At 63.2% G+C, this 24468-nt stretch carries 16 protein-coding genes; 15 read left to right on the forward strand and 1 reads right to left on the reverse strand.

Annotated elements, in window-relative coordinates; genetic code table 11:
* Positions 1–15 precede the first annotated feature (15 nt).
* A complete protein-coding gene (tssI, locus tag QZY44_RS01785) occupies positions 16–2565 on the reverse strand; it encodes a type VI secretion system tip protein TssI/VgrG (RefSeq protein ID WP_295441428.1) in 2550 nt (849 codons plus the stop codon).
* Between the two features lie 357 nt (positions 2566–2922).
* Between tssI and tssA the strand changes: the two genes are divergently transcribed.
* The 15 genes from tssA (at position 2923) to QZY44_RS01860 (ending at position 24282) form a co-directional block, all read left to right on the forward strand.
* Positions 2923–4464: a type VI secretion system protein TssA gene (gene tssA / locus QZY44_RS01790; RefSeq protein ID WP_295441431.1), complete on the forward strand. Its 1542-nt coding sequence runs from the start codon at positions 2923–2925 to the stop codon at positions 4462–4464.
* A gap of 59 nt (positions 4465–4523) precedes the next feature.
* Positions 4524–5006, forward strand: a complete 483-nt coding sequence (gene tssB, locus QZY44_RS01795; RefSeq protein ID WP_295441433.1) for a type VI secretion system contractile sheath small subunit — start codon at positions 4524–4526, stop codon at positions 5004–5006.
* Positions 5007–5115: 109 nt separating this feature from the next.
* On the forward strand, positions 5116–6597 hold the full coding sequence (gene tssC / locus QZY44_RS01800; protein ID WP_295441436.1) for a type VI secretion system contractile sheath large subunit: 1482 nt from the start codon (positions 5116–5118) through the stop codon (positions 6595–6597).
* A 165-nt stretch (positions 6598–6762) separates the two neighbouring features.
* Positions 6763–7242, forward strand: a complete 480-nt coding sequence (tssD, locus tag QZY44_RS01805; protein WP_295441439.1) for a type VI secretion system tube protein TssD — start codon at positions 6763–6765, stop codon at positions 7240–7242.
* An 89-nt stretch (positions 7243–7331) separates the two neighbouring features.
* On the forward strand, positions 7332–7748 hold the full coding sequence (gene tssE, locus QZY44_RS01810; protein ID WP_295441443.1) for a type VI secretion system baseplate subunit TssE: 417 nt from the start codon (positions 7332–7334) through the stop codon (positions 7746–7748).
* 6 nt (positions 7749–7754) lie between these two features.
* Positions 7755–9485 (forward strand): type VI secretion system baseplate subunit TssF, encoded by a 1731-nt coding sequence (gene tssF / locus QZY44_RS01815; RefSeq protein ID WP_295441445.1) that lies wholly within the window; start codon positions 7755–7757, stop codon positions 9483–9485.
* 11 nt (positions 9486–9496) lie between these two features.
* Positions 9497–10555 (forward strand): type VI secretion system baseplate subunit TssG, encoded by a 1059-nt coding sequence (tssG, locus tag QZY44_RS01820; RefSeq protein ID WP_295441447.1) that lies wholly within the window; start codon positions 9497–9499, stop codon positions 10553–10555.
* Positions 10542–13178 (forward strand): type VI secretion system ATPase TssH, encoded by a 2637-nt coding sequence (gene tssH, locus QZY44_RS01825; RefSeq protein WP_295441449.1) that lies wholly within the window; start codon positions 10542–10544, stop codon positions 13176–13178. The genes tssG and tssH overlap by 14 nt, the downstream gene beginning before the upstream one ends.
* A 61-nt stretch (positions 13179–13239) precedes the next feature.
* Positions 13240–14016, forward strand: a complete 777-nt coding sequence (locus QZY44_RS01830; protein WP_295441452.1) for a hypothetical protein — start codon at positions 13240–13242, stop codon at positions 14014–14016.
* Positions 14017–14033: 17 nt separating this feature from the next.
* Positions 14034–14720: a type VI secretion system lipoprotein TssJ gene (tssJ, locus tag QZY44_RS01835; protein ID WP_295441454.1), complete on the forward strand. Its 687-nt coding sequence runs from the start codon at positions 14034–14036 to the stop codon at positions 14718–14720.
* A complete protein-coding gene (gene tssK / locus QZY44_RS01840) occupies positions 14720–16117 on the forward strand; it encodes a type VI secretion system baseplate subunit TssK (protein WP_295441456.1) in 1398 nt (465 codons plus the stop codon). The genes tssJ and tssK overlap by 1 nt, the downstream gene beginning before the upstream one ends.
* A 3-nt stretch (positions 16118–16120) precedes the next feature.
* Positions 16121–16918, forward strand: a complete 798-nt coding sequence (locus QZY44_RS01845) for a DotU family type IV/VI secretion system protein (RefSeq protein WP_295441458.1) — start codon at positions 16121–16123, stop codon at positions 16916–16918.
* 37 nt (positions 16919–16955) lie between these two features.
* Positions 16956–20405 (forward strand): type VI secretion protein IcmF/TssM N-terminal domain-containing protein, encoded by a 3450-nt coding sequence (locus tag QZY44_RS01850; RefSeq protein ID WP_295441462.1) that lies wholly within the window; start codon positions 16956–16958, stop codon positions 20403–20405.
* Between the two features lie 111 nt (positions 20406–20516).
* Positions 20517–21167 (forward strand): OmpA family protein, encoded by a 651-nt coding sequence (locus tag QZY44_RS01855; protein WP_295441464.1) that lies wholly within the window; start codon positions 20517–20519, stop codon positions 21165–21167.
* A 100-nt stretch (positions 21168–21267) separates the two neighbouring features.
* Positions 21268–24282 (forward strand): transglycosylase domain-containing protein, encoded by a 3015-nt coding sequence (locus QZY44_RS01860; protein ID WP_295441467.1) that lies wholly within the window; start codon positions 21268–21270, stop codon positions 24280–24282.
* Positions 24283–24468 lie beyond the last annotated feature (186 nt).

Below are 24468 nucleotides of genomic sequence, written 5' to 3' on the forward strand. Positions count from 1 at the left end.
GTGCCTCTCACCGGCTCACATCATTTCAATCACGGTGGAGATGACGCTGACATTGGTCGCCACTTCGGAGACCTCAGTGGCGACCCTGTTGCATGCCGTGTCGATTTCAGATACTTCCCCCTGCAGTCGCGTCACTTCTTCACTGACCTTATTCACCGAGCTGCTAACCTCAGACAGTTTCCCGCGGACTTTTTCCTCAGTCGCCGTCAGTGCCACTTTCGTCGCGTAGGTCTCGCTAATGGTCTCTGTCAACTCAGTCACTTCTGTTCTGAAATGCTCGGCCATCTCCGTGACCTCGGTTCTGGTCCCGGCGATCGTCTGTTCCGCGGTCATGAGTCTGGTGTTTATTCCACTGATCTTGTTCGCCTCACCCTCTACGTTGCTTACCGCAGTCGCAACGACCGCTATCTCGCCATGTAATTTGTTTTCGAGGCTGCTGAATGAGTTCTTGGTGCCGGAGCACTCGAGTTTATCGGGCGCATTGAAGGCCACCACGCCGCCTAGTGTATATTGGGTGTTCGCACCAAGGGTCAAAGTGGCATTCACTCCGCCCACCACGGTGCTATACAAGCCGCCGACCCAGGTATTCGTTGAGCCCACCACGGTGGTGGTCTGGTCGCCAAATATCGATTCGGCGAATCCTCCGCACTCCAACACGTAGCTCCCGGTGCCCTGCCATGAAATCTGTACAGGCGGCGGCGGAACATAAGTCGAAGTCGAATTGTTCGCCCCAAACGGCGATGGCGGGGTCGCCGATGGCGGGGTCGCCGATGGCGGCCTGGGTATCACGCCACCCGCAAAAGGCGCACGATGGCGTCCGCCATACCCTTCATGGGTGAGTGCGAGAGACGCTGTGTCGAGGGGCGTCGGGGCCGCAAATGGGACCCGCTGGCCCCTCACATTTCCACCCAACGGCGACTGATACATCGCATTTTTCGACTGGTAACTGGAACCCGTTGCCGCACCGGCCGTCGCACCCGCCTGATTGGCGCCACCCGCACCGTCGCTACCGTGATAACCGATTTTCAGCGCAACATTGCCGTTGGGCGTGGTGAGTTGGATATACTCCTTGCCCTGCTCGTCCGAAAAATGGAGCCTGTTCTGGCCGGCGGTGGTGATCCGGCATTGGGTCTGGGATTGGTCGTTGACCACGCTCGGGGTGCTGGGATTGACCATGGCGGCGAGGATGTAGGGGCGATCCGGATCGCCGTCGAAGAAGGACAGTGCGACCTCGGTATCCTTGTTGAGCGGGAAATTCATGCCATGATTGCTGCCGGCATAGGGGGTGGCCATGCGCAGCCAAGCCGAGGCCTGGCCGCCGCCGCGGCCCGACAGATCGAAGGGCAGGATGACCTTGTAGCGTCCGTATTGATCCAGTTGCGGGTATTGACCGGAGCTCGCGGCATCGATCCGGGCCGGGATGGTGCCGTGGATACGCGGGCGCGGCGTTACCCGGCCCGGCCGGAATTGGGTGGCGGCGGGGATGCATTGGAAGGTATTGCGGTAGAAGAGTCGATCACCCTCTGCCGGGTCTTGGACACCCAAGCCGCCATGCAGATAACCGGGCTGGCGGCCCTCGTGGCGTACGCTGGTGGTTAGGTAGGTCTGGTTGAAGTCGTCGCGAAAATGTCCCGCCAGGGTAAAGAGGTAACCGGGGCTCAGGGTGGGGACCTGGGAGGTCCCTTCGCCGACTCGCTCCCGGCACCGCAACTCATCCGCGCGCACCGTCGCGAGGCGCGCCCCGACCGCCGCGTCGAGGAAGTGCTCGGCATATAGATAGACCTCGCCCCGCCCCTGTTGCTGGACCTCGGCCTGCGCCTGCAGGTCAAGGTGCGGCTTCATATAGTTGTAATCCTTGAGCAGTACGTTGTGCGGCACCGGGCGTTGCTGCAGGCTGAACGCCGCCACGATCTGACCCGCGCCGGCCGCATCCAGACCGGAGATGGGCGAATAGCGCACGGTCGCCTTGCCGGGCATCGGTGTATGGGCCATCAAGTTGTCGGTGACGATCAACTTTTCGGCCTGGGCGCCTTGCTCGAACCAATAATAGGCGCCGGCCCACTCCAGCCAGCGGGAAAAGAAAGCGAGATGTGATTCGCCATACTGGCAGACGTAGTCCCAGGCCGGATATTTGGTCATGCGACGCAATTCGACGTCCAACCCCAGTTCCAGCCCGCCGTCATGCAGCACCTGGGCCATGACCTGGGCGATGGTCTGATCGAGAAAGACCTGATTGTGGCGGGTTAGGGTGAGCCCCCAGAGTCGCGGTCGTAACTCGGCCCGGTAAAAATAGTACTGGCCGGCCTGATGCAGTTGCTCGAAGTTCGCCAGGATGCCGTGATAGGGGAGGTCGGCGCCGCCGGTCAATGGACCTTTGATGGTGAAGGTGGCCGGTTGCTGGAGGACGGCGGCCAGGTCGAGGTCCGCCCGCTGCGCGGCCAACAGGAGGTCGAAACGGTACAGGGTCGAGAGGGCCTCTTCGCCGGTGAAGCGCACGACCGCAAAGGTCTCAGGGGCGAGGCCCATACTCTCGAAGGTGAAGGTGTTCTCCGTCAGTGGGGGCATGGCGCGACCTGCGTGATGTGCACGGGGTGAGACCGCAGTGGCGGGCGGCTGCTGCCGATATGAGGCCACGCGGCGCGCCGGCAAGTCCACGGGCACGGACGCTGATGAAGCGTCCATCAGGAGTCATCGGGGGTGCGGCCAGGCCCCCGCGGAGCCATCGCCCGGGACCAGACGCGGGCCTCGCCGGCGCTCGGGGCTCGCCGCTGTTGCCGCCCGACGCCCTTGCATCCCGCAAACCAGCACCTATTAAGGCGATCTGGGACGCACGTTGCCATAGTACAGCCAAAGATTCCTGTGGTTTAATGCCGTCCATACCCGTGGCGCTGATCCCCTACACCCAGGCAGATAGGTCGACGATTGGATATTTCGCACCTTGGGAAAACCCCCGTCCCTGGCCCTGCACCGGCCGGGGAAGACGCCCGTTACGACACGGATTACGCCGATCTGCTGACCGAGATCGGCAAGCTCAGTTCCGTCACCCAGACCGAGCCGGTGGTTTGGCCGCGCGTCGTTGAACTGGCGGCGCGGATCCTGGCCACCCGGTCCAAGGACCTGCAGGCGGCGACCTATCTGGCGGTCGGCCAGACCCATCTGGAGGGGCTGGCGGGGCTAGCGGCGGGGTTGCAGGTCTTGCGCGACCTCTTGGAGACCTATTGGGCGGATGCCTTCCCGCCACTGAAGCGCTTGCGCGGACGTGTCAACGCGCTGAACTGGTGGCGGGACGAGACCACAGGTTGGCTCCAGGGCAATCCCCCCGCGGCACCCTTGCCCCCGGCACTTCACCAGTCACTGACCGAGGGTATCAGTGCACTGGACCAGACCATGGCGGCGTTGCTACCCGATTGTGGGTCACTGCGGGAGTTGATCGGCAAGCTGCAAGGCCTCCCAGTCGAGCCGCCGCCGGCCGTGCCCCCGCCGGCGCCCCCGCCAGACCAACCCCACGCGACAGCACCGCCCGCCCCGGTCCCAACCGGGACAGCGCCGGGCGCGACCAGCCCGTCCGGGCCAACGGCACCGCGGGGCGAGACGCTCGAGACGGCCCGCGCGGCATTGGCCGCCGCCGCCCTGAACTTCGCCCAATTGAGCCGGGCCGAGGCACTCGCCGACCCCTGGACTTGGAAGGCAAACCGGCTCGGCGCCTGGCTCAGGGTGGCGAAGGTACCGCCTAGCCAGGGCGGTCAGACCCTGATCCCGGCCCCGGATGAGGCCATCAAGTCCGCGCTGCTGGCCCAATTGAACGCGGGGCGTTTCATGGAGGCGGCGACGATGATCGAGGAGCAATTCACCGGGGCCATTTTCTGGTTCGATCTACATCGACTGCTCGACACGGCGCTGGAGGGTCTGGGGGCGGACTACACCGCAGCCCGCGCCGCGATCCGTGCCGAGTTGAGCAGTCTGCTGGTCCGGCTGCCCGGGGTGGACCGGCTGGCCTTCGCCGACGGGACCCCCTTCGCCGACCCCCAGACGCAGTCTTGGATCGGCGACCTGCAGTCTGCACATGGGACCCAGGGGGCGGCCGACCCAGTCGCCACGGCGATCGGACGGGCGCAGGAGCGCTTCGCGGCCGCTGACCAGGGCGGCGCCTTGGACGACCTCACCGCGGCCATCCACGCGGCCGCGGACGGGGCCTCGCGACTGCGGCTGCGCCATGCCCAAATGGGTCTGTTGGGCCGTGCCCAACGGTTCGATCTCGCCGCCGCCCTGGCCGAGCACCTGCTGGCTGAGATTGCGTCGCGGGGGCTGACGACCTGGCAGCCGGACCTGGCGTTGGAACTGCTGCTGGGTTGTCACCACGCCTTGGCCGGTCGGGGCGCGGACGAGGACCTGGCCAAGGCCCGCCGCCTCGCCGTGGACATTGGCCTCATGCAACCCTCGGCAGCCATGAATCTGCCGCCATGAACCAGGACGGTCGCCCGATCTGACCCCACACCCACTCGGCACAGAGGAGTCATTTGACGATGAAAGAAGGCTCAGTCGCTCCCAAGGAGCGCGTCAATATTGTCTATCGGCCGGCCACCGGCGACGCCAAGGAAGAGGTCGAGCTGCCGCTCAAACTGCTCATTCTCGGCGACTTCACGCAACGCACCGATGATCGCATGCTGGAGGATCGTGACCCGGTTGCCATCGACAAGGATACCTTCAATGACGTACTCAAGGGTCAGGGCCTGAATCTGACCCTGAGTGTACCCAACAAGCTCTCCGGCAAGGACGATGACCAGATGGCAGTGAATCTGGACATCCGCAGCATGAAGGACTTCGAGCCGGACGCCCTGGCGCAGAAGATTCCGGAACTGGCCAAGCTGCTGGAACTGCGCGAGGCGCTCAAGGCGCTCAAGGGGCCACTCGCCAATGTCCCGGATTTCCGCAAGAAGGTCCAGGACTTGGTCAAGGACGAGGGAGTTCGCGCCAAGCTGCTCCACGAACTCGGTATTGAAGGTTGACGACCACCCAGCGCCGCCGGTGTGAAAGCAGCGGTGCGGCGCGTTGGCGCCAGACCTGACGCCGGTCGCCCCGGAACTTAAAGTTAAATTTTGCAAGGTAACCACCGCCATGGCCGAGGAACAAACCCAAGCCCAACCGGCTGACACCGCAGCGGCGGTCGCCACCAGCGACCTGCTTGACGAAATCGTCGAGGCCTCCAAGCTCAAGCCCTCGGACGAGGGTTACGCCATGACCAAGGCCGGTCTGCAGGCCTTTCTGAAGGAATTGGTGTCCGGCCGCCCGGACGTCAAGATCTCGGGGGCACTGGTCGATGACATGATCGGTGAGATCGACCAGAAGCTGTCCGCCCAGGTCAATGCGGTGATTCATGAGCAGGAGTTTCAGAAACTCGAAAGCACCTGGCGCTCACTCAAGTTCCTGGTCGACCGCACTGACTTCCGCCAGAATGTCAAGCTCCAGTTCATCAACGTCACCAAGCAGGAACTGCTGTCGGACTTCGAAGACGCCCCCGAGATCGTCAAATCCGGCCTCTATCGTCAGGTCTATACGGCGGAATATGGACAGTTCGGCGGTCAACCGATCGGTGCCATGGTGGCGAATTACGATTTCGGGCCCGGCCCCCAGGACGTCCAGCTCCTGAAAGACGTGGCCGCCGTCTCCGCCATGTCGCATGCCCCCTTCATTGCGGCGGCCGGCAAGGAGTTCTTTGGCATCGAGACGTGGGAGCAACTCCCCAATCTCAAAGACCTTCATTCCATCTTCGAGATGCCGCAATACACGAAATGGCGTTCATTCCGCGAGACCGAGGATGCCCGCTATGTCGGCCTGACCCTGCCGAAGTTCCTGCTGCGTCTTCCCTATTCGCCCGCTACCTTGCCGACCAAGGCCTTCACCTTTGTCGAGGAGGTGCAGGACAACGACGATTTCTGCTGGGGTAATACCGCCTTCGCCTTTGCCTCGCGCCTGACGGACAGTTTCGCGAAGTATCGCTGGTGCGCCAACATCATCGGTCCACAGGGCGGCGGCGAGGTGGGCGACCTGCCGCTGTATCAGTTCGAGGCCATGGGTCAAACCCAAACCAAGATTCCGACCCAGGTGCTCATCTCGGAGCGTCGCGAATATGAGCTGGCGGAAGAGGGATTTATCGCCTTGACCATGCGTAAGGGCTCGGACAACGCGGCCTTTTTCTCCGCCAACTCGGCGCAGAAGGCCAAGGTCTTTCCGGATACGCCGGAGGGCAAGGCCGCGGAGTTGAATTTCAAGCTGTCCACGCAATTGCCCTATATGATGGTGATGAACCGTCTCGCCCACTATATCAAGGTGATCCAGCGTGAGAACATCGGTACCTGGAAGGAGCGTGGGGACCTGGAGCGCGAACTCAATACCTGGATCAGCCAGTATGTGACGGAGATGGACAATCCGGACCCGGAGACCCGCAGCAAGCGTCCGCTGCGCATGGCCCAGATCGAGGTCAATGATGTCGCCGGCGACCCTGGTTGGTATTCGGTCACACTCAAGGCCAGGCCGCATTTCAAGTACATGGGCGCCAGCTTCACCCTGTCGCTGGTCGGCAAGCTGGACAAGGAATAGGCGCCGCGGATCGGCCGGATCACGCGCGCTCGGGCGGCCGGCATCGGGCAGCAGGACGGTGTGCAGAAGCCACGGGCGTCGCCAGTAGCGGTTCGCGGCGGCTGCTAAAGTGGGCAGCCGGCACCGCGATCTGACATCAATCATCACGCGCAAGAGGCAACTATCATGGCATTGACGGCATATGCAAAGGTCACCGGCAAGAGTCAGGGTGACATCAAAGGCGATTGCCCCCAGGGCGGCGACAAGAAAGACAAGATCCTGATTTACGCCGGCGATCATACGGTCGAGATCCCAAAGGATACGCACACCGGTCTGCCGACCGGACAGCGTATCCACCACCCACTGACCTTCACCAAGCACAAGGACCAATCCTCGCCCAAGTTGTTCAAGACCTGTTGCACCGGTGAGCAATGTACGGTGGAGATCGATTACTACCGCATCAAGAGCGATGGCACCGAGGAGAAATATTTCACCATCAAGCTGGAGGAGGCCATCATCGTCACCATGCGGGAATACACACCGATGACCTTCCTGCCTGAAGACAAGCCTTATCACGACATGGAAGAGGTGTCCTGGACCTATTCCAAGATCACCTGGACCTATACCGACGGGAACATCGAGTATACAGATAACTGGAAGGCCTGAGGGCGCGACGGGTCCGACCGGGCGCCTCCCCACCGAGGCGCCCGCGGGGCGTGATCGCACCGGCCGCGTCATCACCGGCGGGAGTCAAGATGCAGGAAAAGCGACTGCTCGAGCGGCTGCGCGCCATCGAACTGGACCCCTCCTGGCGGGGCGAATCCGAGCCTCAGGCGGCGATTGCCTCGGTGCTGCGCCATCTCATGGAGATCCTGAACACGCGCCAGGGCAGCGTACCGATCGCCCCGGACTTTGGCATCCCCGACTTCACCAGCATTGGCAGCACCTTTGACAGCGATACCCTGCCGGAGATCGAGGAGACCCTCGGTAAGGTCATCGCCAAATACGAACCACGCCTGGTCGAGGTCACGGTGACCCATCAGGCCAAGGCCGACAGCCCCTTTGTCATCGCCTTCAAGTTGGCTGCCAGTATCAAGGTCAATGACAAGAAGGTCCCGGTCGTGTTCGAGGCCGTGCTCAACGCCGACGGACGCATTGAGGTCCTGGAGTAACCCGCGGTGATCGACAAATACTATCAGCAGGAACTCTCCCATCTGCGCCAATTGGCAGCGGAATTCGCCGCCGTCCACCCCGGCCTCGCCCCACTGCTCGCCGGTCAGTCGGCCGATCCCGATGTGGAGCGCATCCTGGAAGGCACCGCGTTCCTCGCCGGCCTGCTGAATGAAAAGCTGGACAGCGATTTCCCCGAAATCCTGCACGGTCTCATCCAACTGATTTTTCCGCACTACCTGAGCCACATACCAGCGGCGACCCTGATCCAGTTCACCCCGAAGCCGAGTCTGCGCCAGTACAGCATCGTCAAGCAGGGCACCGCCATCGACTCACTGGAAACGCAGGGGACGCGCTGCACCTTCACGACCTGCCAGGAGGTCGAACTCTCACCCATCACCATTACCAATGTCGTCTTTACCGCGCCGGGTGCCGGTCATGGCCTGCTGCGGATCGACCTGTCATTGGGTGGACTGGACCTGCGGGCCAGCCCACTGAAGACACTGCGCCTGCATCTGGCCGGGGTCTATACCGAGGCGTCCCAACGCAATTGGTTGATCCTGACCCATGTACGGGATCTGCGGCTCATCGCCCCGGATGGTACCGTCATCCCGCTGGGGACGGCGGCCCTTACCCCCGTCGGCTTTAAGGAAACGGAGGCGCTCCTGCCGTATCCGACCCGTTCGTTCCCCGGCTATCGCATCCTTCAGGAGTATTTCGCGCTGCCGGAAAAATTTCTGTTTTTTGATGTGACCGGGCTCGCGGCGCTGTCACAGCATGGGGTCGGCACCGGCTTCAGCCTGGAATTCGAATTCGCCAATCTCCCGGCCGCGGCACCGCCGATGCGCCGCGAGCACTTCCAGCTCTTCGTCACCCCGGCGCTGAACCTCTTTCCCCATCATACGGACCCCCTGCTGCTCGACCACCGGCGGCCGGACTATCTGCTGCGCCCGAGCGGCGCCAATCCCCGGCATTATCAGATTCACTCGGTCACCAAGGTGACCGGTTTCATCCAGGGTGGGGTGAGTCAGCGGGACTATCTGCCCTTTGAACATTTTAATCCGCAGGCAGAAGCCAAACCCGTTTACGCACTCCACCACCGGTTGGCACCCATCGGTGGCCAGGCCGAACTGTATTTGTCCGTCGCCGATCCCGGGGCGCAGGGCGTACCTAAACCTGAAACACTCTCAATCGAGGCGCTGTGCAGCAATGCCGCGTTACCTGAAACACTGCGGGCCGGTGACATCCGGATGCCGACCGAGTCCTCGCCGATCCTCGCGGACTTCGCCAACCTGAGCTCACCGACCGCCCAGGTTCAGCCGCCACTGGGCAAGAATGTACTCTGGCGTCTGCTCTCGCACGTCTTTTTGAACTATCAGTCGCTCGCCGCGGCCGAGAATCTGCGCGCGATGCTCAAGCTCTATATCTTTCAGGAGACCCGTAATCGGGAGGCGGTGCTCGCCAACACCAAGCGGATCGAGGCCATCGACAGCCTGGATCTACGTGCTGCCGATCGCTTCTTGCAGGGCTACCTGTTGCGTGGTCAGGAGATCAACATTCAACTGCGCCTGGCGGGTTTCATCGGCGAGGGTGATCTGTTCCTGTTCGGTTCCATCCTGGACGTCTTTTTGGGAAACTATGCCGCCATCAACAGCTTCACGAAGATGACCGTCGAGGACACCAATCGTAAGCTGAGATTCACCTGGCCGGCGCGCCTGGGCGATCGGGTCCTGCTATGAATCCGCCGGTGATGACGGAGCGTCGCGAGTCCCCCTCGATCCTAAATCGGTTACTGGCGGCCCCGCGTACCTTCTCGTTTATCCAGGCGGTGAAACTGCTCAGGCGGGCACATGGCCAGCCGGGCAAGGAGGGGGAGCGGGCATTTCTTCGCGATCAACTGCGCATCCGTCCCCATCTCTCACTGGGATTCCCCGCCACGGACCTTGATGCCATCAGCGAGCTTCCGGCCGACGCGGCGACGGCCCGCCGGTTCCAGCTGACCGCCAATTTCCTCGGGCTTTACGGCCCCTCCTCACCGCTGCCGACCTTCTATACGGAGGAACTGCTCGACGAACAGCGTGAGGACCAGAGCGTCAGCCGCGATTTTCTGGACGTCGTGAATCATGGCTTCTTTGTTCTTTACGTCCTGGCCGACCACCACTACAAGCTGATCCATCAGGTGTGCGAGGAGCAGGACCAAGATGTCCTCACCCGCCTGTACGCCCTCGCCGGATTGGGTCACCCGGAGCTGCTCCAACGGCCCTTCCGCCACCCCGGTGCATTGCTGCGCGCGATTGGCTTGCTCACGCAGTTTCCGCGCTCCGCGGCTGGCCTGAAATGCCTGCTGGCCGACCAGCTCGATGCCGGCGTGGCCATTACGCAATGCCAGCCGCGGACCGCGGAGATTCCCCTCGACCAACAGTGGCAGCTCGGCGAAGGTAACGGGGTATTGGGTGAAACGACCTGGATCGGCAGTCAGGTCGGTGACGCCATGGGTAAGATCCACATCCGCATCGGCCCATTGCGCGCCACGACCTTTCGGCGCTACCGACTGGGGGGGCCGGATTATGATGAGTTGGTGATGCTGATCCGCTTCTGGTGCACCCAGCCACTTGAATTCGACCTGGAATTGATTCTGAGTCCGGACGAGGCTCGGCCCGCCCGCCTGGGTGATCCCGATTGGTGCTCCCTGGGACAAGACGCCTGGATGACGCCGGCGCCCGGGGAGAGCGTTTACGCACTCTACCCCGACTGCCGCCGGATGTCGGAACACACGCTGCGCAAGGTATCCATCCATGATCACTGTTGACATCAAGGCCCTGCTCGACAAATGCAACAGCACCTGCACGGCCTGCCTGCATGCCGCCGCGGGACTCACGGTGAACCGCACCAACTATGAAGTGACAGTGGAGCACCTGCTGCTGTCCTGTCTTCAAGACCAACAGACGGACCTGCCACTGGCCCTCGCACGCTTCGGGGTGGATAGCGGCCGGTTCAAGTCCGCGCTGAACGACAGCCTGGATGATTTCCGCTCCGGCAACTCATCGCGGCCGGTCTTCTCCCCCTTGCTCATGGAGTTGCTCGAATCCGCCTGGCTGGTGGCATCGCTGGACCTGGGGCTCGCGCGGATACGCACCGGCGCCCTGCTGCTCGCCTTTCTGCGCAAGCCGGCCCTCTATGCCCAGGGCGGCTATACCGATCTGCTGGCGCCGATCAACCGCGAGGCGCTGCAAAAGGACTTCTGGGAATTGGCCAAGGTGTCCACCGAGGACGCGGGTGAACGGCCCGCCCAGGGTGCCGCCACCGCAGCCGCGGCCCGGGGCAGCGCGGCCGGGGAGAGTTTCATCGCCAAATTCTGCGAGGACTTCACGGCCAAGGCCAAGGCCGGAAAGATCGATGCCGTGTTCGGCCGGGATGTGGAGATCCGTCAGATCGTCGACATCCTCGCCCGTCGCCGCAAGAACAACCCCATCCTGGTCGGCGAACCCGGCGTGGGCAAGACGGCCGTCATCGAGGGCCTGGCCCTGCGCATCACCCAGGGCGACGTGCCCGAGGCGCTGGATGGCGTCTCACTGCTGTCGCTGGATATGGGCCTGCTGGAGGCCGGGGCCGGTATGAAGGGTGAATTCGAACGGCGCCTCAAGGGGGTGCTGGACGAGATCAAGTCGAGCGCCACCCCCATCGTGCTATTCATTGATGAGGCCCACACCCTGATTGGCGCGGGCGGTACCGCGGGCGGCTCAGATGCGGCCAATCTGCTGAAGCCGGCGTTGGCGCGCGGCGAGATCAGGACCTGCGCCGCGACCACCTGGACCGAATACAAAAAATATTTCGAGAAGGACCCGGCCCTGGCCCGGCGCTTTCAGCTGGTGAAGCTGGACGAGCCCAGTGTCGAGACCACGACCCTGATCCTGCGCGGGCTGCGCGATTCCTATGAAAAGGCCCATTCGGTCATTATCCGCGACGATGCCCTGGTGAGCGCGGCGGAGTTTTCCAACCGTTTCATCCAGGGCCGTTTCCTGCCGGACAAGGCGATCGACCTGATCGATACGGCCTGCGCCCGCGTCAAGGTCAGTCTGTCCTCCCAGCCGGCCGAGCTGGAGGATATCGAACGTGGCATCCAGGCCGCCGAGCGCGAGCGGCGCACCCTGATGCGTGACCAGGCCGATGGGGCCGCGGTCGACGCCCCTCGCATCCGCGTCCTGGAGGAGCAGATCGCCGGCGCCACCAGCCAGGCCGAGACCCTGCGCGCGGCCTGGCAACAGGAACGCAACGCGGCGCATGGGCTGATCGCCGCACGCGCGGCGATGAACGCGGCCCTGGGGGAGCCCGCGGCGGCCGATCTGGAGGCGCTGCGCACCGCCTGCGAGTCCGCCAAGTCGACCTATCAGGCGGCCCGGGTCGGTGACGGCCTGGTCGCCATTGAGGTGACACCGGATGTCGTCGCCCGGGTGGTCAGCGACTGGACGGGTATTCCGGCCGGTAAGATGGCGCGTGAGCAGGCCGCCTTGGTAATCGATCTGGAACGCCGCCTGGGGGAGCGGATCAAGGGTCAGGACGCCGCCATTGCTGGGGTCGCGGAGGTCATCAAGTCCGCCCGGGCTGGTCTGCGTGCCCCCGAGCAACCCCATGGGGTCTTCCTCTTGGTCGGCCCTTCCGGCGTCGGCAAGACCGAAACCGGCCTGGCGTTGGCGGACATCCTGTTCGGCGACGAGCAGAGCGTCGTCTCCATCAATATGAGCGAATTCCAGGAGCGGAACACGGTCTCGCGCCTGATCGGTTCACCGCCGGGTTATGTGGGCTACGGGGAGGGCGGCATGCTCACCGAGGCGGTCCGGCAAAGGCCGTATTCGGTGGTGCTCCTTGACGAGGTCGAAAAGGCCCACCTGGATGTGCTGAACCTCTTCTATCAGGCCTTCGACAAGGGGTCCATGACCGACGGCGAGGGCAAGGAGATCAGCTTTCGCAACACGGTGATCATGCTCACCTCCAATCTGGCCTCGGACGTGATCCAGGAAATGACCAAGGATGGCGCCGACCTGGACCAAGGAACCCTGATCGAGACGATCCGCCCGCTGCTGTCGGAGCATTTCAAGCCGGCCCTGCTGGCCCGGATGACGATCGTGCCCTATCGGAGTCTGTCGGGTGATGCCATGCAGCGGGTCTCCAGGCTCAAGCTGGACGCCCTGGCCGCGCGCCTCCTGGCCAACAACAAGATGCAGCTGACCTATACCGACCAGACCGTCGAGCAGCTTGCGGCCCGCTGCACGGAGGTGGAAACCGGTGCCCGTAACATCCAATACATCGTCGATGGTACCATTCTGCCGCGTCTGTCCCAGGCCATTCTGAGTCATATGACGGATGGTGCCATGCCCGCCGCCGTCCATCTGGATGTCGGCGAGGCGGGGGACTTCACCCTGGATTTTGACTGAGGCGCCCGGCACCGGCCGCCATTTGCACCCGTCATCGCTATCGCCCACCGGGGAGTCGATCGTGAAGAAATCGGTATGGATCAGTATTCTGGAGAAAAACGAGGGTCTCGGGCGGCTGATTTTCGAGGAACTGGCTCACTACGGGCTGGCGCCGGGCGGTCACTTCTGGGAAGACGATCTCGCCAACTTTGCCTGGGCCGGTGCCATTAGCGAGCTGACCAGGGACCACTGCGCGGCCTGGATCATCGTTGGCCAGACCGCCCGCTTCGCCGAACCGGCGACCCGCCAAGGCTTGGCGCTGCTCGCACTGGCGGCCCAGTCCGCCCATGGGAGCGACTTCCCCATCCTCATCTCCCCCAGCGGCGGTACGCTGGACCCGGGCTCACTGCCGACCCCCTTGGGTGCGGCCGAGGTGGTGCTGTCGGGACTCGGGACCAAGGCCTTGGTGCGGGCCAATGCCAAGCGCCAGGAACTGCGCCAAGACTATCGCCTGGCCGTGCATCCGCTGCCGGGACTCGGGCTCTGGTTCGAGGTAGGGCCGGGACAGGACCCTTGGCAGGGGGCCTTTTTTGGCTGTACCGGCAGCGCCGGCGCAGCGCCGGACGCCCATGGCGTCGGTCTGGCGGGGGTCATCCCGAACAAGTCCACCTTGCATTACCCGGTGCAGGACATGAAGATCACCCTCGGCGAGCGGGAGTTTTCCGCCTGGGGTGCAAAAAATCAGCTATCGCCCGCGCAATCCTATTTTGTACGTGTCACCCAGACCCCGGATGCACTGATCTTTGGTCCCTTCCCGGATGTCGACGATCCCGAAGTCTTTTCCATGACCCTGGTCTAGCCGCTAGCGACTGACACATGAACGTTCCTCGATTAGTGGGTTTTACCAGAGAGAAACGCGATCTGAACGCCGGGGCCAGGGCCCTTTGGTCACCCATGCCGGACGGGCTGGAGGCGATCGCCAGCCACCGGCTGTTCGCCATCGTTCTGGCAGTCGGTCTCGCTGCCGCTCAACTCGCCTGCGCGAGCAAACCGCCACCGCCACCCAAGCCCTGGGAGATCGCGCAAAACGCCCCCAGCGCCAGCCAGCTCGTCTGGACCTACATGCCCAAGGCGCTGACCATCAAGCTGACGGCAGCAGCGGATCTCAACCCCTTCGAGGGCGACAACCATACCATCCTGTTGTGCGTCTACCAACTCAAGACGCCCACGTTATTCCAGGAGCTAGCGAGAACGGTCGGGGGTCTCACTAAGCTCCTCCAGTGCGAGAACTTCGATCCCAGTGTCGCCGACGTGCAGCGCCTGTTCATCACGCCGGGAGAGGAATCCACGCAGGTCTTCGACCGCGCGGAAGGGGCAGTCAACGTGGCGCTGGTGGCCGGTTACTATCAGCTGCAACCGGGCAACAGTGCGTTGCTCGACAGTTACCCGATCCTCAAGAGCCGGCTGCATGTCTGGTCGATCTCATCGGTCTACAACCCCGGCCCCTTGACCATGAATGTGCTGCTATCCGCCAACTCAATACAACGCATGGGGCTCAACTGATGGCGAACGGTCCGGTTTACTGGCATCAGGGACTGTTTCTGCAGCCCCAACACTTCCAGATCCTGAGCCAGCAGGCCTCGGAGGTCTTAGCACCCCTGCTCACACACCTGCGCCCCTATTTCTGGGGGCTGGCCGCGGGTGGCCTTAACGAAACGGCCCTGGCCTCCGGACGACTGGAAATCAACGCCATCAGCCTGCTGCTGCCCAACCAGGCCACCCTGATCAGCGTCCCCGACAATGCCGTGTGTGCGAGCCGGATCATCGGACCGGACACCATCCCGGCCGATCGCAGCAGCGTCGTCTGCATCGGCGTGCGCAGCGCCAAGCCCGCCGGGCACAACGTCACGGTGTCCGACAACGCCGCCAACATGGCGGCGGCCCCCACCCGACTGGTCGCGCCGGCGCAGCCGAGCCAGGTCCCTGACCTCTACGGTGACGGCCCCCCGGCGGCGCTCCGGCGACTGTCCTATGTGCTTAATCTGGTGTTCGACCATGAACTGGAGCAGGCCGGGGAACTCGAACTCATCCCGCTGGCCAGGTTGAAGCGCGACGGTGATCAGGTGATCCTCGATCCCACCTACGTCGGGCCTTGCCTGAGCCTCGGCGCCTCTCCCACCCTGTCCACCATCATCCGGGAACTACGCGATCACCTCCTGGGCAAGGCCGGCAGCATCGAGGGTTACAAGAATCTCTCCGGTCGCGATAGCCTCTCCGCCGATTTCACCTTGCTCTTGATGGCTTTGCGAACGATCGCCCGGTATGCCGCGCGGCTTGACCTGGTCACCGCGGCGCCCGGTCAGTCGCCGTGGCACACCTATGGCACGCTGCGTGAGCTGGTGGGGGAGCTTTCCATCTTCTCCTCGGAGCTCGATGCCCTGGGTAAGAACTGGCAGAATGAGGCGGTCGTTCCACCCTACGATCATGACGACCTGGGCCACTGCTTCCAGGCCACCAGCGATTGCATCCACGGCCTGCTGGGCAAGATCTCGGCCGCACCCCGTTCCGTGGTCCGGTTCAATTACGCTGAGCCCTTATGGACCGCCGTGGTCCCGGATCAGGTGCTCGCGCAAACCCAAGCTACCGGTGGGGAGGTCTGGCTGGTACTGCATGCCGATTCCCTGGAGCCTGCCACCCTGCGCACCAAGGCACGGCATGCGCTCAAGCTGTCCGCCAGCAGCACGCTGGATTCGCTCCTGGTCCGCGCCTTGCCCGGCCTGTCGCTGACGCCCTCCGAACTGCCGCCGGCCGGTCTGCCGCGGCGCCCGAGCACCTGTTATTTCCGTGTCGCGATGGCCGGTGCCCAGTGGGACGAGGTGATCAAGGCGCAGAGTCTGTCCATGTTCTGGGGCGATGCACCGACGGACCTCGATGCCCAATTGGCCGTGTTGGCGAGGTGATCCGTGGCACTGATTGACGACTTTTTGCCGGCCCTGACCTTCGCGGCCCTGCTGGGGAGCGATGCCACCCTGGCCACCACGCCCTATCAGACGGCGCGAGAGGATATGGACCGGCTACTCGACCAAGCCATGGCCAAGGCGCAACACGCAGGCAACCGGTATGCCGAGGAGGCCCTGTTTGCGGTCTGCGCCTTCGCCGACGAAGCCATCCTCAACTCCAACTGGAGCGAACGGGCCCACTGGCTGCGTCCTAGCCTGCAACAGGCCCGTTTCGACCAACCCAATGCCGGCGTTGAGTTCTTCGCCCATCTCGAGCGGCTAAACGCCAGGCTGGGACCGTTGACACCGCCGCCAGCCGCGGTGGAGCCGTCTGACTGGGAGACGCTGGAGCGATCGATGGTATCCGCCGCTTCGACGGGGCTGGCGCCGACCTCCCCGAGCGTCGAGGTGCCGCCGGACGATGACCCCCGCGAGGCGCGTGAGGTGCACGAGGTCTATGCCACCTGCCTGGTCCTCGGCTTCAAGGGCGCGTATTTCCGTGAGTCGGACCGCCAGCGGCTGGCGCAGCTGACCAGTGAGACGATCGCCCGGCTGGGCCTGGACGCCATTGCCGCACTGGACCGCCTCGTGCCCGACGTCTATGGACAGAAAAGGCTGAGCGCGTCACCACGCAAGCAGCACCGCGTCATGCGGTCACTGCTGCTCGCGGGTGTTCCCGTCCTGTTGGCCGTCATGGTCTATTACGCGTATGCCACCCGATTGAACCTGTTCGTCAATAGTTGGCTTAAGTCATTGACATGACCTCCGCCTGCCGCACCCATTTGCCACGACGCCTGACATGACCAAACTCCTGATGTCGATCCTTAAGGCCCTGCTGTTGCTGGTCGTGCTGGCGGCAATTGGGTTCGGCGGCCTGCTCCTGGCCCAGTATCGTGGCTGGCCCAACTGGGTCGCCCTGCTCGCCATCGCCGCCGCCCTGTTCATCTTCGTGCTGGTCTTTTTCTTGCGGCGCTATTTCTTGCGGCGCCGCGAACGGGCGTTCGTCAAGCGTGTCGTCGCCCAAGACCTGAGCGTCAGCGCGGAATCAGCGCAACGCAAACCCCAGCGTCTGCTTGACCTGGAGGAGCGCTGGAGCGCTGCCATCGCCACCTTGCGCGCCGCCCCCCGGCAGCATAATCGCGACCCGCTGTATGCCCGACCCTGGTTCATGATGCTGGGTGACACGGGCTCGGGAAAGACGGCCGCGCTCACCAGTTCCCGCCTGCCGAGCATTCTCACTGATGCCGACCCGGCCGTGCGCACCGGCGCCACCCGCAACTGCGACTGGTGGTTCTTTGCCGATGCCGTCATGCTCGACACCGCGGGGCGCTATGCCGTCCCACGGGATAAGGAAGACCAACTGGAGTGGGAGGATTTCCTGACCCTTTTGGCCAAATACCGCCGCAAGGAACCACTCAACGGCCTGATTGTGACACTCCCGGCGGACCGACTGCTGGCCGGCGACGAGGACGCCCTGAGCGAGTACGGGCGCGTGCTGCGTCGGCGTATCGATCAGCTGATGCGGGTACTCGGCACCCGCTTCCCCGTTTATCTGCTGCTCACCAAAATGGACCTGGTCTTCGGCATGAGCGCCCTGAGCCAGCTCCTGCCTGCCGGTGCGCGGGGTCAGGTGGTCGGTCTGCTCAATGAATCAACCAACCGCCGACCGGCGGATTTTCTGACCGACGCCATACACCAGGTGACGCAGCGGCTCAAGGAGGCACGCCTGCGTCTATCCTATGGCGCCGCCGGGAATGCCGGCCGGGCGATGCTCTTCCCGGACGAATTCGAGCGTTTGGGCCCGGCTATCGCGGCCTTCGTCACCGGCGCCTTCCACGAGACCCCCTATCTGGAGACCCCGTTATTGCGCGGGATCTTCATCTCCAGCGCCCGCCAGAGCGGCCCGCTCAAGACGGGTGTGCTCGGCGGGCTCGCCAGCACGCGGGAGACCTCTTGGGGATCGGAGAACACCAGTCAGGGGCTGTTTCTTCCCGACATCTTCACGACCATTCTCCCTCAGGACCGCCAGTCGTTTCGGCGCATCCGCGAATACCTCAAGTGGCGGTCCACCACCGCAGGACTCGCCCTGGGCGCCTGGTATCTGCTGCTGATCACCGTGGTCGGACTTGCGAGCCTCTCCTATATCACCGAACGCGACGCTATGACCCCGGCTCGCCAAGCCTTCCCCAGCAAACCGCAACTGGGGGTCGACCGCGCGGCGGACCTCGTCACCCTGGGCACCTTACGTGACAATATCCTTACCATGGAACAGGGGCTGCAAGGGCGGCTGCCGCCCGCGCTGGCCTTTTTTTCCCAGGGAGACACCGCCGTCACCGCGCTGAAGCAACGTTATGTGGAATGGTTTCGGACCTATGTGCTCCAACCGATGGAACGGGCCATGGGTGAGCGTTTGGCCGTCCTGCAATACACCAACCAGTCAAGCTCCATCGAGCCCTTTCTCGAATATCTCGTCTGGCGCGTGGCGACCGTCAAGAACCGCAATAGCAAGAACCAGGCGCAGGACGACGGGCTCGCTGACCCGCTGGAATCCATTGCGCTCAGCTTCGGTCGGCGTGAGCCTTACGTGATCGCACTGTTCCCGGACCTGTACCGCACCTTTGTCAACTGGGAGACGAACCAGGCGGTACTGGAAAGCGAACTCAAACAAAGCCAAACCATGGCCCTGCAACTGATCCAGCGGGAATCGACCAATCTGCACTGGTTGACCGACTGGGCCGACAGCAAACCTGGTCTGTCCGCCGTGACCCTCGGGAACTTCTGGCCCGGCATGGGGACGCCAGACCCCTCGCTCATAGTCGCGGCGGCCTTCACCCGCGCCGGTAAGGATGAGATCGAACGCTTTCTCACCCGTCTGGCACTCGTGATTCCGAGCTCGGATGCGCTTGCGCCGCGTACCGCCGCCTTCTGGTCCTGGTATGCCGCCCAGTTCTACAGCCGGTGGGGCAGCTTTGCCAGCCAGTTCGACACGGGGCGCAACCTGCTGTTGACGCGACTCGACTGGATGAACGCCGGCGCTACCATGCCAACCATGGAGAATCCCTACTTCCACCTGATCAACCGGATGAACGATGAGTTCACGGCCATCGCGTCACTCGCGGCACCAGCCCCCATCGCCCAGTTTTCAAAAGCCTTCTATGAGATGAGTCGGGTCTATCAGGGAAAAACGAAAGCGGCCACATGGAAACAGAAAGTGATTGGCCGGGTGGCCGAAGTGGACTCCGACCTGGCGCAGCGCACCGATGTGTCCGCCATCGCCGCCAAGGACCTCGCCGATTACCTCACTGCGCTGGGCACCCTGCTCCCGGCCACGACCAGCACCGACGCGGCCTTCCGTTTGATCGCGGAGAGTTATAGTCAGGCACCGAACCCCAAGACCTCCGGTGCGGTCGATCTGGCGACCGCGGCTGCCCACCGTTTGCGGCAATCACTGGGTAAGGGCAATGCCGATCAGGGCAGCTTGCAGGCCCTGATCGATGGGCCGCTGGACTTCCTGGTGGCGATGCTGCTCAGCGAATCGGCATGCGGTTTCAATGAGGTATGGCAGACGGATGTCGTCGCACCGGCGTTCAATCTTCCCCAGGGCGAACTCTGGCAACAACTCTTCGACAAACAAGGGCTCGTCCCAAAATTCTTGGGCGGTCCAGCCAAGCCCTTCCTGCGGCAAACGCCAAGAGGCTGGACCGCGGATACCTGGATGGGGATCAAGTTCCCGCTCCAGGACCCGTTCCTGTCATTTCTGAACCAGGGTTCGATCAACCGTCCGCCGCTCCAGCCCTCTTACACCGTCACCGTCAGCGCGCAGCCGACCAATATCAACAAGACGGCCAAATCGATACCGCGCCAAACGCAATTGGCCTTGACCTGCAAAGGCGAGCAACAGGTATTGGACAACTTCAATTTCCCGAGCTCGCGCAACTTCACCTGGGAGCCGGAGACGTGCGGCGAGGTCGACCTCAAGATTGTCATGCCCGAGGTTACCCTGACGAAGACCTGGCCGGGCCCCGAGGGATTTCTTGCCTTCCTGCGCACGTTCGAGCGGGGCAGTGCCCAATTCCGTCCGACGGATTTCCCCACTGAGCGCGATATCCTGGAAGGCTTGGCGGTGGAGCAGATTCAAGTCAAGTACATCATCAAGAACGCGGGCGCCATCAAGGGCATCGTCCAATATCCGCCGCTGCTGGTACCTGAGCAGGCGGCGACCTGCTTAGCGGTTTTCCAGCAGCGATAATCGCCGTCACGCAGTGGCCAAGTGAATCCGCCCAGCGCACTCGGTCACCACGGCTTTGATCCAGTGTTTCCGCGTTCGCCTGGGCTGATCTTCGCGGATCAGGAGTTATTCATGTCAAACGCTATGGCAATTCATGCGACGCCCAACCGCGCAGTGGCGCGCCGATGGTTGAACCTGGTGACGGTGATGGTCACGGGAGGCGTCCTGGCACTCTGCGCTGCCTGCACGCCCCAGTCTGCATCCGACACCAAGGCCACCGAACGTATCCTGACAGACACACTGCGGACGTTGAACGCCGCCAACCAAAAGATCGCCGAGCTGGAGAAGATCATTACCGATCTGCAAGCGGGCCAGGGGGCCGGCGAACTGAACAAGGCATTTGCCGGCGTGGGCGCCTGCTTATCGGACAGGGGGTTCGTTTTCATCCTGTGGGACTCTGACCTGCAATTTGCCCCCGGCGAGTCAAAATTACCTGACGCGCTACCACAGAAGCTGCAACCGATTGCCGCGCTCCTGACCCAGTTTCAGCAGTTGACCGCCAAGGTGGAGGGATTTACCGACAACACGGGTCAAGAGGCAGCGAACCTGACCCTCTCGGCCGCACGCGCGGCGGCGGTCAAGGCCGCTCTGGTCAAACTCGGCGTGGCCCCGGAGCGTATTCAAACCGAAGGACTCGGTTCGACCCACCCCGTCGCGAATAATCAAACCCCGGAGGGGCGCAGCCGCAATCGGCGAGTTGAGGTCTACATCACCCAGCAATAGCCGATTCACCGCCACGGTTTATCGCCGAACCGCCGAAGCCGCCGCCAGGAAGATGGCCAACGTCGAGGGCCTGTCAGTGCGGTATCTTGCAAGACACTGGTTGAGTGTAGCGATCGCGGCGCTGTTGGCGGTTACCGCTTACTTGGTCATGAAGGAAATGACGACCTCCGAGCTGCAGGCGCGCTATTTCTCCGCGATCAGTGCGCGGATGCGCTTTCAGGTGGAACCTGGACCCAGTCCGACTATCCGTTATCCGACCGGCGGTCCCTATGACCAGCGGTTGGGTTATGCGCAACTGCCGGATTTTCTGCCACGGCTTCAGGGTGAAGGGTTCGCCATCACCGCCCAGGCGCAGCTCTCGCCGCAGCTGCTGGGCGGGGTGGATTGGGGCCTAAATGCCACCTATGCAGAGAAGAGCCAGGCCGGACTCAGGCTGCTTGACCGTGATGGCAAGATGCTGTTTGATGAGCAGTATCCGGCCCGTGTCTACCCCAATTTCGAGTCGATTCCGCCCCTGGTGTTGGCGACCCTGCTGTTTATTGAGAACCGCGAACTGTTGGATGAGCAGGATCCACACGCCAATCCCGCAGTCGAATGGGGTCGCTTTGCCCGTGCCGGCGCCGGCCTGGTGGCGCGCAAACTCGGGGTCAATCTCCCTGTTGCCGGTGGCAGCACGCTGGCGACCCAGATTGAAAAGTTTCGCCATTCTCACGACGGCCGAACCGCGTCGGTGCGGGATAAATTGCAGCAGATGGTGAGCGCCTCGCTGCGCGCCTACCTGGCGGGGCCGGACACGCTCAAGACGCGACGCGGGATTGCTCTGACCTATCTGAATTCCATACCGCTCGCCGCCGTCCCCGATTATGGCGAGGTGCAGGGTCTCGGCGATGCCCTATGGGCCTGGTTCGGGGCGGACTTCGACACCGTCAACCGCCTGCTGGGTGACGCGGCCCTAGCCGGCGACCGCCCGGGCGCCCGGATCACCGATGCGCAGGCCTTGGCCTACCGTCAGGTCTTGTGTCTGCTGCTCTCCCAGCGGCGCCCCTCGTGGTATCTGCGCAATGGCCGAACCGATCTGCAAACCCTGGCCGACAGCCATTTGCGGGTGTTGGCCGAACACGGCGTCATCAGTGCGGCGCTACGCGATGCCGCGTTGGGGATCAAGGGCGATGTGGGCGAGACGCCGGTGCCCGGGGTGACTGGATATCGCGGAGACCGCAAGACCGCGGGTGTCTTGCGTACCCGGCTTGCCGCGGCCTTGGGCCTGGATCGGCTCTATGATCTGGATCGGCTCGATTTGACCGGGCGCGCGTCCTTGGACCTGGATACACAACGGGCTGTGAGCGTCGCTTTGCACCAGTTGAGTGAACCTGATCGGGCGCGCGCGGCGGGTGTGGTTGGCTCCCACTTGCTCAACACCCAAAGCGATGCGAGCCCCGTCGTCTACAGCTTGGTGCTATACGAGCGAGGACCGCAAGGAAACCGCTTGCGCGTACAGGCCGACAGCTACGACGAACCTATGGATGTGAGCGAGGGTATCCGACTGGACCTGGGCTCCACCGCCAAATTACGGACCCTGGTCAATTATCTGGAGATTATCGCGCAGTTGTATGGCGAATATTCGGTCCGATCCACGCAGCGGCTCAGGGCAGTGAAGATCGATGCGCGCGATCACCTGACTGAGTGGGTGATTAAGCAGATCCTGGACAATCCGAGGATCGATCTGCGCACGCTGCTCCAAGGCGCACTCGACCGGCGTTATTCGGCCAGTCCCGAGGAGGCATTTTTCACCGGCGGCAGTCTGCATACCTTTGCCAATTTCAACAGTTCAGACGATGGTGCCGTCATCACCGTCCGGACGGCGTTGCAGAATTCGGTGAATCTGGTCTTCATCAGGCTGATGCGCGATATCGTCTACTATCATCTATACCATCCGGACGGGGTGGCACACGGGATTGACGACGACGATAACCGGCTGCGGCTGGAGTATTTGCAACGCTTCTTCGCGCGCGAGGGCAATATCTATCTGCGCCGGTTCTATGACAAATATCACGGCAAGAGTGGGCCGGAGGCCCTGGCCTTGCTGACCAACCTGCAAGCCCGCGGCTATCTCGCGCATATCCATCCGCTGGAGCTCTGGCTGGTCGGCTATCTAGTCGAGCACCCGAGCGCCAACTTCAGCGAGGTGATGGGCGCCAGTCGCGAGCAGCGCCAGCAGGTCTATCTCTCGCTGATGAAGAGCGGCCCGCGGCAGGCGCAGGACAGCCGGATCTCGACTCAGCTCGAAATCGATGCCTTTGTCGCCATACATGACGCCTGGAAGCGCGTGGGTTATCCCTTTGAGACCATGACGCCATCCTATGCCAGCGCCATCGGCGCCTCGGGGGACCGTCCCGCGGCGCTGGCGGAACTCGTCGGTATTCTGCTGAATGACGGCAGACGCCGGCCGCTGGTGCGCTATGAACGCCTCGATTTCGCCACTGCAACGCCCTACGAAACACAGCTACGGATGCCCCCGAGCGAGGGCGAACAGGTGCTGTTGCCGGAGGTCGCACGGGCCGCGCGCGGCGCCCTCGTCGCAGTGGTGGAGCAGGGCACCGCCGCGCGCGTCAAGGGGGTATTCAAAGGCCCGGACGGCAAGGCGCTACTGGTCGGCGGCAAGACCGGCACCGGCGATCATCGCCGCGAGATCTTCGGCACTGGCATGCGGCGCATCGCGAGCCAGGTCATCAGCCGCGCCGGGGTCTTTGCCTTTTTCATTGGCGACCGCTTCTTTGGTGTGCTGACCGCCTATGTGACCGGACCGACCGCGGTGCGCTACCACTTCACCAGCGCGCTGCCGGTACAAATACTGAAATCCCTGGAGCCGACACTCAGTCCGTTGATCGCCAGGGCTTATTTGTCGCCACCGGACGTCGAGCCCGATAACCTGGAGACTGTCACTGCGCTTGCTGTGGGCGCCACACCCGTTGTGCCGACCGCGGCCGACAGCACTCGGGCGGTGAAGCCTGTGTCGCTGCCGGCACGTAAAGGCACTAAGGTCGTGACTCCGAAGACTAGGCCGAATGTCAAGCCCGAACCACGAAACCCCCGAACGCTCGAGGAGCTGTTTTAGACGAGGGCCCCGGGGAACTACGGCGACAACGCTGCACCCGCGGCGAGTATGGTGTTAGCGGTGAATCGTTCGACCCAACTCACCGCACCCTGTAGATTGCAGCACTACCGCGGATAGTCTAGGCCGCACCGGGGGAGTCGCTCCCCGTGGCGTGCCACCATTGCGAGGTATGTTGGGCATTCGCGG

Source organism: uncultured Thiodictyon sp. (assembly GCA_903837595.1).
Lineage (GTDB): Bacteria > Pseudomonadota > Gammaproteobacteria > Chromatiales > Chromatiaceae > Thiodictyon.